Here is a 12582-nt window from a genome sequence, read left to right as displayed (position 1 = left end):
GCGATGCTATCCCAGCCTTCGGGCCGCCCGGGTCCCGGGGGCGGGCGCCATTCAGCCGGGGTTGCTGGCGCACGGGCCGGGTCTCAGTCCCGGCAACAACTTGGCGTCCAGCATAGCCTGTTGCTGTTACAAAACGTTACCTTCGTGATACGGCTGGTGACGATCGCTGACAGCAAAGCGACTGACGCCGCGCAGCCCGGGGCCGAGCATGGAGTCTCCTCCGCTCCGCGTGCCGTCCCCATGTCGCCCGCCGCCCCCTGCCTGCCGAACCCGTCCCGCCGCTGCCAGTGCGGAGGCTTCCGATGAGCGGCGTGGTCGGGGCCTGGCTGCCGCCCGCCGAGGACGAGCAGCTGCTGCAGCAGCTGGCCCCGATGCTGCGCGCCCTGCAGCAGCGTGGGCGTGGCCGCATCGGCTACTGGACCGACGCCGAGGCCGGCCTCGCGCTGGGCCATTGCCGGGCGCGACCGATACGCCGTTGCAGCCGCTGAGCTCGGACTGCGGTCGCTACGTGCTGTGCCTGGACGGCCGCCTGTACAACCGCAGCGACCTGCAGGCGCAGCTGCGCGATCTGCCCCGCAGCTGCAGCGATTCACGGCTGCTGCTGCAGGCGATCGTCGAATCGGGGCGTGCAGCGGGCACTGTCCCGTATCGAAGGTGCGTTCGGCTTCAGTGTCTGGGACCGCGAGTCGGCGCGTGCTGTGGCTGGCCCGTGATCCGGTGGGCGAGCGTCCACTGCATTACGGCTGGTACCAGGGCCAGTTCCTGTTCGCCTCCGAGTTGAAGGCGCTGCAGGCCTTCGCCGGTTTCGCGCCGAGCATCAGCCAGGATGCGCTGAGCCTGCTGCTGCGCCATGACTATGTGCCGGCGCCGCACACCATCTACCCGTGGCATCCACAAGCTGGTGGCGGGCGCGATGCTGCGCATCGATCTCAGCGACCATGCCGCGGGTTGCTCCAGCCAGGCCGCGCAGGGGGGGACGCGCTACTGGTGCGCACGCGACGCGATGCAGAGTGCACTGCAGGAGCCGCTGCAGCCGGCGCCGAGCCTGGAACAGGCCACCGACCAGCTCGAAGCGGTACTGCAGAAGGCCATCGCTTCACGCATGCACTCGCCCCTGGCGTGCGGCGCGTTCCTTTCCGGCGGCACCGACTCCTCGCTGGTGACGGCGATGATGCAGGCACAATCGACCCTGCCGATCGAGGCGTGGACGGTCGGCTTCGACGATCCGGGGCATGACGAGAGCGACTGGGCGTCGCAGGTCGCGCGCCACCTGGGTGTGCAGCACCACCTGCACCGGATGGACGCGCGCCAGGGCCTGGACCTGCTGCAGCGCCTGCCGCAAGTCTGGTGCGAGCCCTTCGCCGACGCCTGGCAGCTGCCGACGCTGCTGGCCAGTGAACTGCTGGGGGCGCGCAAGCCGGTTGCACTGACCGGTGACGGTGGCGATGAACTGTTCTTCGGCCACCCCAGCTATGGCCGCGCGCTGCGCAATGCGCGCCTGTGTGGTGGCCTGCCGGACTGGGTACGCGACCTGGCGCGGCGCAGCGGCAACCGCATGAATGTCGAACGCGGCCGCCTCGGTGGCTGGCGCGCACTGGTGGCCGAGGTGGCTGCCAACGATGTGGAAGGTCATTACCTGCAGCGCGTGACCCGCTGGCGGCAACCGGCGCAGGTGGTGCTGGGCGCGCGTGAGCCGGTGACGATCTTCCAGCAGCAGGACACGGCGCTGCCGGCCGAGGCGCGCATCCAGCTGTTGGATTTCCGCATGGACCTGGCCGAGGGCATCCTGGCCAAGGTTGATCGCGCGGGCATGGCGGCGGGCGTTGAAACCCGTGCGCCGCTGCTGGACATGGAGGTGGTGCGCCTGGCCTGGCGGCTGCCGCAGCACCTGAAGTACCACGATGGCGAGCACAAGCGGATTCTGAAGCACCTGCTGGCGCGCTACCTGCCGGAACCGCTGGTGTATCGCCCCAAGCGCGGTTTCGGTCCGCCGATGGCGCGCTGGCTGGCCGGTCCGCTGCGCGACTGGGCGGAGGCGCTGCTGGACCCGCAGCTGCTGCGCAACCAGGGCTGCTTCGATGTGGCGCGCGTGCGTGGCATCTGGGAGGCGTTCCTGCGTGGCGAGCGCAAGTGGCACACGCACCTGTGGAACGTGCTGATGTTCCAGGCGTGGCACCAGCATTGGCACGGTGGTCGCGGGCGCTGAGCCGTTCCTGCATCGCGTGCGGCGGGTTCATTCTGCGTGGCGCAGGGCGGATGCCCTTGCGTACGAATGTCCTCCGGCGCCGGCCGTTGGCCGTCGCCTCCCCCTTTACTTCGTACGCAAGGGCCTCCGCCCTGCGTTCGGAGTTCGTCGGCGCCTCGTTGAAAGTCGCCCGCGCGCGTTGCGCTCTCCTCACCGCAAGCCGAGCCTCGTCGGGGCGGGCAGGGGTCTGGGCAAAGTAAAGGAGGAGGTGACGGCCAACGGCCGGCGCCGGGGGACATTTGCCCAGGCCCCTGCCCACCCCGGCGGGGCCCATCAGTTCGCGGCGAACCCGGTCGAAGACGCGCTTGTGGCGGTGTGTTCTGCGTGGCGCCGGGCGGAGGCCCTTGCGTACGAATGTCCTCCGGCGCCGGCCGTTGGCCGTCACCTCCCCCTTTACTTCGTACGCAAGGGCCTCCGCCCTGCGTTCGGAGTTCGTCGGCGCCTCCTTGAAAGTCGCCCGCGCGCGTTGCGCTCTCCTCACCGCACGCCGAGCCTCGTCGGGGTGGGCAGGGGTCTGGGCAAAGTAAAGGAGGAGGTGACGGCCAACGGCCGGCGCCGGGGGACATTTGCCCAGACCCCTGCCCACCCCGGCGGGGCCCATCAGTTCGCAGAGAGTCCAGACGAAGAAGCGCTCCTCAATCCAGACGCCAGGCAAAAAAAGACCCGGCAGAGGGAGGGATCTGCCGGGTCCGGATTGCGTGGGGGGAGGGACCCACGCAATGAGCGTTGCGTCGCGTCAGTGGTTGTTCGCGTCCGCCGTTGATTCGTTGTAGCCCTGCACCAGTTCGGACCAGGCCTTGCTGGCCTGCAGGCCGAGACCGACCACGTCCTGCTGGGCCTGGCCCAGCCGCTGCAGGTTGTCCTGCCACAGCTGCGCACCCTTGGAGAGCGTCCCGGCCGCATCCTCGCCGCGGGCCAGTTCACCCAGCCAACCGCCGGTCGCGGTCAGGTTGCGCTCCATCACCTTCAGCTGCACGCCGAACATGCTTTCCGCGTTCTCCAACGCCAACCGGTTCGCACGCGTTGCCGCGGCGGCGAGCTGGCGGGTGGCATCACTGAAGCGATCGCTGAAGGCGGCGGCCATGGGGCATCAGGGAGTGGCTTGATGCAATGCAGCATACGCCCTTGATGCGGCAATGCAACAAAAATAACAAAGGCGCCCAAGACGCCTTTGAAAAACCTTTCAGATCAATGGGTTGATCAGGCCGCCGGGCCGCGGTAACGGCACCCCGACGTGCAGGTTTCGTGCACGGTGATCTCGCTCAGCGCCGGCAGGCTCGGCTTGAGCTCGTTCCAGATCCACACCGCCAGGTTCTCGCTGGTCGGGTTCTCCAGGCCGGGGATGTCATTGAGGTAGTGATGGTCCAGGCGGTCGTAGATCGGCTGGAAGGCCGCCTTCACGTCACCGAAGTCCATGATCCAGCCGGTCTGCGCGCCGGGTTCGCCCTCGAACCTTCAGTTCCACCCGGAACGAGTGGCCGTGCAGGCGCGCGCACTTGTGCCCCGGCGGCACGTTGGGGAGGCGGTGCGCCGCCTCGAGCATGAAGACTTTGAAGATTTCCATGCCGCGATTGTACGCCGCAGGCCGCCGGGCAGCCTGAGCGGAGGTTGGGCTTTCGTGAAGAAAGTCTTTTCATCCGGATGAAGAGATGATAGCTTCTCTTATATCCGTATGAAGAGATGTTATTGGCCGGACCACGGCCAGGCATGGACTACTGCGGAACTTCGTCGCCCTTACCACCTCCCCCACATCGTCATGCCCAAGCACACCCTGCTCGTGGCGGCCCTGGCCGTCGCTCTGGCCGCGCCTTTGTCCGCCGCCGCCGAAACCTCCGCCGACGCCAGTGGCGAAGCCAGCACCCTGGCCGCCGTGCGCGTCACCGGTTCCAACATCAAGCGCACCGATACCGAGGCCTCCAACCCGGTGCAGGTGATCGGTCGCCAGCAGCTGGAACAGACCGGCAAGGCCACCGTGGCCGATGTGCTGCGTTCGATCTCGGCCAACACCGGCAACGCAAGCAACGAAACCACCAACAACGGTTGGGCCTCCGGCTCGGCCGGCATCGGCCTGCGTGGCCTGTCGCAGAAGAACACGCTGGTGCTGCTCAACGGCCGCCGCCTGGCCAACTACGGCTTCCCGGCCGGTGGCCTGTCCGACACCTTCGTCGATCTCAACGCGCTGCCGCTGGTTGCGGTCGAGCGCATCGAAGTGCTCAAGGACGGCGCCTCCGCGGTGTACGGCTCCGACGCCGTGGCCGGCGTGGTCAACATCATCACCCGGCAGAACTTCGAAGGCGCCGAGATCGGCGGCAGCTTCGGCGGTGCCGACCAGGGCGGCCTGCACGAGCAGAACCTGAAGTTCGTCGGCGGCCTCGGTGATCTCGATACCGATGGCTACAACATCCTCTTCAGCCTGCAGGGCTACAACCGCGAGCGCCTGGACCAGGACGAGCGCAACCTGACCAAGAGCGGCATCTACACCGATGCGCCGGGTGGCCGCTGGAACGGCTGGTCGGCCAAGGGCGCGCGCTATCTGGTCAACGGCGTGTCGGTGCCGATGCTCGACGCCAACGGCAACTGCCCGACCGGTACCACCCGCGTCGCCAGCGCGCCGATCGACGGCCTGGCCGGCGACACCTGTGGTTTCAACCAGGCACCTGTTCACCACGCTGATCCCCTCGACCAAGCGCTACCAGGCCTATGCCAACGGCACCTTCCGCCTGAACGACAATGTCGAAGCCTTCGGCGAAGTGCTGTACAGCCAGATCAAGAGCGCCGCGTGGTTCGGCAGCAGCCCGTTCTTCACCCTGGAAAGTGGCCGCTTCGCCTTGAACGCAGACAGCGGCCTGGCCGAGCCGGTGTCATCGCTGCTGCCGGCCAACAATCCGTACAACCCGTACGGTCGCGCGATCCCGATCGAATACACCTTCTTCGACCTCGGCGGCACGATCAAGACCAACCGCTCCACCGCCTATCGCGGCGTGTTCGGCCTGCGCGGCACCACTGCCAACTGGGACTGGGAAGTGGCCGCATTCGGTGCGCGCCAGCAGCGAGCGCGAGAGTGTGTCCGGCGGCTTCGCCAACCGCTGGGCGCTGGCCAACGCACTGGCCACCGGCAGCTACAACCTGCTGAACCCGGCGGCCACGCCGCAGTCGGTACGTGATTCGATCAACATCGCCACGCTGCGCCCGGCCGAGTCCAAGCTGCAGGGCGTCGACGCGAAGATTTCCGGAAGCCTCGGCCACATCTGGGCCGGCGAAATTGGTTTCGCCGCTGGTGCCGAGTGGCGCCGCGAGAAGCTCGATTCCAACAACCCGTGGCAGATCGATGCCGGCCTGCAGGTGCGCCCGGCCATCGCCGAAGTACATGGCCAGCGCCAGGTCAGCGCCGCCTACGCCGAAGTGAACGTGCCGCTGGCGTCGACCCTGGAGCTGTCCGCCGCCGCGCGTGCCGATCACTACGATGATTTCGGCGATGCGTTCTCGCCGAAGATCGGCCTTCGCTGGCAGCCGCTCGACTTCCTGCTGGTGCGTGCCTCGGCGTCGAAGGGCTTCCGCGCACCGTCGCTGTCGGAAAACTCCAACAGCACCAGCATCGCCTACGGCAGCGTGGTCGATCCGCGTGATCCGGATGTGCCGGGCTCGCGCCAGAACCCGACCTTCTTCATCGTTGGCAACAACGAACTGAAGCCCGAGCGCACCAGGAGCGTGAACTTCGGCGTGGTGCTGTCGCCGTGGGCCAACACCAACCTGAGCGTGGACTACTACCGCATCCAGCTGGACAACCTGGTCGGCACCAACAACACCCAGACCCTGGTCAACGACAACGTGGCCGGCGCCGTGCAGCGCGACGAGCGCGGCAAGCTGCAGGCGGTCTACAACCGCTACCAGAACCTGAGCGAGCTGAAGACCTCGGGCATCGACGTCGAGCTGCGCCAGCGCATCCCGACCGCTGCGCTGGGCGACTTCACCGTGTCCTCGGCCTACACCCACGTGCGCGACTACCGTCGCCCGACCGTGGTCGGCGGCCCGCTGGTCGACTACGCCGGCAGCAACCTCGGTGCGACCCTGCCCAAGGACAAGGCCACCACCACGCTGGACTGGAAGTACGGCGACTTCAACGCAGCGGTGACCTGGTACTACACCAGCGGCTACCGCCAGGAAGCCAGCACCGCCGCCAAGGCCGTGCAGCAGCGCGTCGGCAGCTACAGCCAGTACGACCTGTACCTGGCCTACACCGGCATCGACAAGCTGACCGTGTATGCCAAGGTGCAGAACCTGGCCGACAAGACGCCGCCGTACGACGCCTCGTTCCCGGGCATCCGCGCGCCGTACGACTTCAGCCAGTACGACCTGCGTGGCCGCTACTTCACGCTCGGCTTCGACTACCGCTTCTGATCCACCCGCTGCGGCCGGCCTCCCCAGGGGGCCGGCCGCGCGACCGCCTGCCGTTGTGTTCCAGGGGAGTCACCGTGTCCTTGCATCGTCGTGCCGTTCTTCCGCTGCTGATCGCCGCCGCCACCGCACTGTTTCCATCGCAGCCGGTGCAGGCACAGAGCGCCTACTTCTTTCCGCAGGTGGCCGACGCAGCGGCGTTCGATACCGCCGTGCCCACGCCGGAACAGTTCCTCGGCTATCCGATCGGCAGCCGTTACACCCGGCACGACCAGCTGGTGGCGTACTTCCAGGAACTGGCGAAACGCTCGGACAAGATCAGCGTGCGCGAGATCGGCCGCAGCTATGAAGGCCGTCCGCTGCTGATCGCCACCGTCACTGCTGCGGGCAATCATGCGCGGCTGGAGCAGATCCGCCAGCAGCACGCGACCCTGGCCGATCCGGCACAGCCGCGCAGCGCGGCGGGCGACAGCCCGGTGGTGGTGTGGCTGGGCTACAGCGTGCACGGCAACGAGACCTCCAGTGCCGAGGCGGCGATGCTGACGGCGTACTATCTGGTAGCCAACCGCAGCGCCGAAACCCAGCAGTGGCTGCAGCAGGCGGTGGTGCTGTTCGACCCGGCGCAGAACCCGGACGGCCGCGATCGCGCCACCAACTGGCACAACGCGTGGGCCTCCGATCCGGCCTCGGCCGACCCGGCCGACAAGGAACACGTCGAGCCGTTCCCGCAGGGCCGCACCAACCACTACTTCACCGATCTCAACCGCGACTGGCTGGCCCTGACCCAGCAGGACTCGCGGCCGAAGGTGGAGGTGTTCCACCAGTGGTACCCGAACGTGCAGATCGATTTCCACGAGATGGGAAAGGACAGCACCTACTACTTCGAACCGTCGCCGAAGAGCATGCACAGCCCGCTGATTCCGGCGGCGTCGTATGAATTCAACAAGACCCTGGCCAAGTACCACGCGCAGGCGTTGGATGCGCTGGGCTCGCTGTACTACACCGGCGAGAACTTCGACAACTTCTCGCCGGTCTACGGCTCCACCTACCCGGACTTCCATGGCGCTGTCGGCGTTACCGTCGAGCAGGCCAGCTCGCGCGGCCGCGTGCAGGAATCGGTGAATGGCCTGCTGACCTTCCCGTTCACCATCCGCAACCAGGTCGCAACCGGGCTGGGCACGGTGCGTGGTGCAGTGACCGAGCGCAGCGGCCTGTTCGATCTGCAGAAGCAGTTCTTCCAGAGCGCGCTGAAGCAGGCCGCACAGCAGCCGGTGAAGAGCTTCGTGTTTGGCGATGCGCATGATCCGGCACTGACCCGCCGCCTGCTGGAACTGTTGCTGCTGCATCGCATCGAGGTGCGCGCGCTGGATCGTGCCGTCACTGTCGATGGCCAGCGTTTCGATGCCGGCAGTGCCTACGTGGTGCCGGTGCAGCAGGCGCAGTTCCGCCTGGTGCATTCGATCTTTGCCGAGACGCCGCCGATCAAGGGCGATGTGTTCTACGGCAGCACCAGCTACGCGATCGCACCGGCCTACGGCGTGGCCTTCGCCGGTAGCCGCAGCCGTATCGATGGCGGCGCACGCGTGGCCGCGCTGCCGGCGGAACAGGGCGCGGTGCTGGGTGGCCAGGCTGGATTCGCGTACGCGATCGACTGGCGCGACTACAACGCCGGGCGCGCGCTGGCCGCGCTGCAAGGCAAGGGCGTGATTGCACGCGCGGCATTCCAGCCGTTCACCACCGCGACCACGCAGGGCGAGGTCAGCTTCGCCGCCGGCAGCCTGGTGATTCCGGTGGCCGGGCAACCACTGCAGGGCACGGCGTTGCTTGAAGCAGTGACGTCCGCCGCGCGTGCTGCCGGCGTGCAGGTGCACGCGCTGTCCAGCGGCCGCAGCCGCGAGGGCATCGACCTCGGCAGTGATGGCGTCAAAGCGCTGCGCAAACCCGCGGTTGCGCTGGTGATGGGTGAGGGCGTGGCCGCCACCGAGATCGGCTCGGCCTGGTTCCTGTTGGACCAGCAGCTGCGGTTGCCGGCCAGCAAGCTGGATCCCTTGCAGCTGGGCAAGGCGCCGCTGGACCGCTACACCACGATCGTGCTGTCCGGTGGCACCTACACCGGCGTCGATGCCACGGCGGTGGCTGCACTGAAGCGCTGGGTGCAGGCCGGTGGTTCACTGGTGACCTACGGCAGTGCCTCGAAGTGGGCGATCGAACAGAAGCTGGCCGACGGCGAGAAGCTCGGCAAGGAAGAAGATGCAGCTGACGAGAGCCGCCGTGCGTTCGGCGACCAGCGCGACATCGCCGCGATCGAGCGGGTCAGCGGCAACATCCTCAGTGCCGACGTGGATACCAGCCATCCGCTGGCATTTGGCGTGCCACGCCGGCAGCTGGCGATCAACAAGGAGAACACGGTGACGCTGCAGCCAAGCGCGAACCCGTTCTCGACGGTGGTACGCATCGACACGCCACCGCGGGTGAATGGCTATCTGTCCGAGCGCAATCGCACGCGGGTGGCGGGCAGCGCGTGGCTGCTGGTGTCGGCGCAGGGGCAGGGCAACGTGGTGCTGTTTGCCGATGACCCGGCGCATCGCAAGTACTGGCACGGGACGGATCGGTTGCTGATCAACGCGATCTTCTTCGGGAATCTGGTGAATCCGAGTAAGGCGCGGGGGTGAGGCGTTTGGCGCAGGCTCCACACCCCTGCGCCTGCGCCGCGTCAACCGTTCACTCCAGGACCATGCGGAAAACTGGCAAAAGAGGGGCGAGGCGTAGACAACGTTCCTAGGCCACGCCCCCGCACAGCGGGCAGCAACTAGAAGCTGGCGCGTACGCCCGCCCTGTACTCGGATGTGTCCTTGTCGAACTGGCCTTCCAGTACCACCCCCCACCTATCGGTGAAGTTCAGCTGTCCGCCCACCACGCCGTACCAGCGGGCATCCTGCCCGTCACCGCCATTGGCGTAGCCGCCCTTCAGCCAGCCTTCGATCTGCTCGGTGAACCTGCTGCGCACACCCACCATGCCCACTACCTCGTTGAATCGAGAGGTCTGGCGGGAACGTGCATCGCCGAGGCGGTAGTCCGACGTCGCCGAACGGTGATTCCAGGCAAACTCGCTGGTGAAGTCCAGACGGTCGCTGATCGGTGCGTGATATCCCAAGCCCAGGTACGGAACGTCGAGCGTGGTTTTCACCCGCGCAGCGCCCCGGCGGTCACTTCCGCTGACGCGTGACGCGCCGGCGATTACATGGAACTGTGGCGTGACCGCGAACGAACCGCGGGCATAGCCGCCATCTGTGGTGAAGTCAGCGGTGCTACCGGCATCGAGCTTCAGTCGGTTCCAGCCACCCTCCACATAGGTGTAGCTGAGCTCATCGCTGGCCGACGCCAGCAGCGGTGTCGCCAGCAGCAGGCAGGTTGGCAGGAGCATCTTGCGCATCGTTCAAGTCCTTGTGTGAAGCGGGAGCGCGGTGAATTGCCGGCCCATGCCGCAGCGCCAGTCCGTGCAGTCACCGGGTGAACAAAGGCTCCGATCAGAAGCTTGCGCGAACGCCCAGACGGTACTCGGCGAAGTCGTCGTAGAACTGGCCTTCGGCAACCACGCCCCAGGTGCGGTTGAAGCTGACCTGGCCACCGATGGTGCCCGTCCAGGTGCCGTCGAAGTTGTTGTTTCCGTCGATGTAGCCTGCTTTGATCCACGCTTCGGTCTTTGCCGAAGGCTTGCCGCGAAGACCGACGTTACCGACGGCGGTATTGACGGATGCCTTGTTGGTGTAGGTCACGCCATCGAAGCTGACTTCGTCCTTGCCGCTGCGGCGGTTCCATGCCAGGTCGGCGGTGAAGTCCAGCCGTTCGCTGATCGGCATGTGGTAGCCAATGCCCAGGTGGGGTTGGTCGAACGTGGTCTTGACGCTGGAGTAGGCGTAGCGGGTGGTATCGGTCACGCGCGACCAGCCACCGAACACGTTGACCTGTTCGGCGATGGCGAAGGAGCCACGTACATAGCCACCATCGGCCTTTGGATCGTTGAGGGCATTGGAGCTGATCTGGAGCTGGTTCCAGCCGCCTTCCACGTACGTGTAGCTCATGCCGTCGCTGGCCATGGCAGTCAGTGGAGCGCTGAGCAGCAGCGTGGATACCAGCAAAATCTTGCGCATCATGCTTGTCCTTAATCAGATAGCCATCCAGACCGGGACGTGCAGGGACGTGGCCCGGCTGCGACGTCGTGTCGCCGGCCGAGTCTAGCGAAATTTCACGCGACGTATACGCCGCCCGTGACGACGTTGACAGCGGGTATCGCTACATTCAGGAAGTGCCTGATTCCTGACGCGCAAAAAAAAGGCGCAGCTTGCGCTGCGCCCCTTCGTGCGTTGCAGGTGCGGAGGATCAGCCGGCGCGACCGCCGCCGTTACCGCCCTGGCCGCGGCCGCGGCCGCCACCATTACCACCACCGCCACGACGCTGGCCCTGACCGGCGCCTGCACCTGCACGCTGCTGGCCATTGCCACCGCCCTCGCGACGGCCACCACCGGCCTTCTTCGGGCCGGCATGCGCGTGGCGCGGCGCATCACCGTGCGGACGGCGCGCGTGGCTCTTGCGCGGTGCGCGCTCGCCGGTATCGTGCTCGGCCTTGCCCGGCGCACTGTTGCCCCAGCGGATCGGCGTCTGCAGCTCGAAGCCCGGCACATCGCGGATGTCCATGTCGCGGCCCAGCAGGCGCACGATCGCGCGCAGCAGCTTCACTTCATCCTGCGCCACCAGCGAAATCGCCTGGCCGGTTGCACCGTTGCGGCCGGTGCGGCCGATGCGGTGCACGTAGTCCTCGGCCACCATCGGCAGGTCGAAGTTGATCACCTTCGGCAGCTCGTTGATGTCGATGCCGCGCGCGGCGATGTCGGTGGCCACCAGCACGGTCACGCGGCCGGCCTTGAAGTCACCCAGCGCACGCAGGCGCTGGCCCTGGCTCTTGTTGCCGTGGATCGCCGCGGTCTTGATGCCGGACTTTTCCAGGAACGTGGCCAGCTTGTCGCTGCCGTGCTTGGTACGGGCGAAGACCAGGGTCTGCTCGCGGCTGTCCTGCGCCAGCAGGTGCAGCAGCAGGTCGCGCTTGCGGCTGCCATCGACCGGGTGCACGCGGTGGGTGATGGTCTCGGCCACGGTGTTCTTCGGCGTCACCTGGATCTGTTCCGGGTTGCGCATGAACTCCAGCGCCAGCTGGCGGATGTTGTCCTCGAAGGTGGCCGAGAACAGCAGGGTCTGGCGGTTCTGCTTCGGCAGCTTGGCCAGGATGCGCTTGATCGACGGCAGGAAGCCCATGTCGAGCATGCGGTCGGCTTCGTCCAGGATCAGCACTTCGATGCCGGACAGGTCGACGCTGCGACGCTCAAGGTGGTCGATCAGGCGGCCCGGGCAGGCCACCAGCAGGTCCACGCCACGGCGCAGGATGTCCAGCTGGTTGCCCATGCCGACGCCGCCGTAGATGCAGGCGCTGGGGATGCGCAGGTACTTGCTGTAGCCACGCAGGCTGTCATGCACCTGGGTCGCCAGCTCGCGGGTCGGAGCCAGGATCAGCGCACGCGGCTTGCGCGGGCCGGCGCGCACTTCCTGCGAGGCGGTGCCCAGGTGCTGCAGCAGCGGCAGGCCGAACGCAGCGGTCTTGCCGGTGCCGGTCTGTGCGCCCGCCAGCAGGTCGCGACCGGCCAGCGCCAGCGGGATCGCCTGCTGCTGGATCGGGGTCGGGTTTTCGTAGCCCTGCTCGGCGAGCGCGCGCAGCAGGAAGGGCGCCAGGCCCAGCGATTCAAAAGACATTGAGTTTGCTCCAAGTACAAGAAACGCCTGTCCGAACGGACAGACGGGGGCAGATCAAACTGATCGGCTGACTCGGAGCGTTCCCGTGAACCGCGCTGCGAGAATTGGGTGCAGCCGGCACGAAGCGCAGGCTGGAATGC

Annotated in this window: 5 protein-coding genes and 3 pseudogenes; 3 read left to right on the top strand and 5 right to left on the bottom strand. The window is 67.0% G+C overall.

All coding sequences use genetic code 11. From position 1 onward, the window contains the following. Positions 1-302: 302 nt before the first annotated feature. A pseudogene (gene asnB, locus ACXI0D_RS09440) lies at positions 303-2206 on the top strand (asparagine synthase (glutamine-hydrolyzing)). Positions 2207-2981: 775 nt separating this feature from the next. Here asnB and ACXI0D_RS09435 read toward each other — a convergent pair. After that, positions 2982-3329, bottom strand: a complete 348-nt coding sequence (locus tag ACXI0D_RS09435; protein ID WP_014035870.1) for a phasin family protein — start codon at positions 3327-3329, stop codon at positions 2982-2984. 116 nt (positions 3330-3445) lie between these two features. Next, positions 3446-3809: pseudogene (gene queD / locus ACXI0D_RS09430) on the bottom strand (6-carboxytetrahydropterin synthase QueD). A 192-nt stretch (positions 3810-4001) separates the two neighbouring features. Here queD and ACXI0D_RS09425 point away from each other — a divergent pair. Continuing rightward, a pseudogene (locus ACXI0D_RS09425) lies at positions 4002-6643 on the top strand (TonB-dependent receptor plug domain-containing protein). Positions 6644-6717: 74 nt separating this feature from the next. Then, complete coding sequence (locus ACXI0D_RS09420; protein ID WP_479642512.1) at positions 6718-9312, top strand: M14 family zinc carboxypeptidase; 2595 nt, start codon at positions 6718-6720, stop codon at positions 9310-9312. Between the two features lie 137 nt (positions 9313-9449). Here the strand turns inward: ACXI0D_RS09420 and ACXI0D_RS09415 are convergent, their stop codons facing one another. The 3 genes from ACXI0D_RS09415 to ACXI0D_RS09405 all read right to left on the bottom strand — a co-directional run bounded on the left by ACXI0D_RS09415 (position 9450) and on the right by ACXI0D_RS09405 (position 12442). Beyond that, complete coding sequence (locus ACXI0D_RS09415; protein ID WP_119007500.1) at positions 9450-10073, bottom strand: outer membrane beta-barrel protein; 624 nt, start codon at positions 10071-10073, stop codon at positions 9450-9452. Positions 10074-10167: 94 nt separating this feature from the next. Continuing rightward, a complete protein-coding gene (locus ACXI0D_RS09410) occupies positions 10168-10791 on the bottom strand; it encodes a hypothetical protein (RefSeq protein WP_101764892.1) in 624 nt (207 codons plus the stop codon). A 229-nt stretch (positions 10792-11020) separates the two neighbouring features. Beyond that, a complete protein-coding gene (locus tag ACXI0D_RS09405) occupies positions 11021-12442 on the bottom strand; it encodes a DEAD/DEAH box helicase (RefSeq protein WP_479642511.1) in 1422 nt (473 codons plus the stop codon). Between the last annotated feature and the right edge of the window lie 140 nt (positions 12443-12582).

The sequence above is a fragment of the Stenotrophomonas sp. C9D9 genome (genome assembly GCF_056491205.1).
The sequence above is the reverse complement of the archived record's forward strand: the minus strand, read 5'-3'. Positions and strand labels throughout refer to the sequence as shown.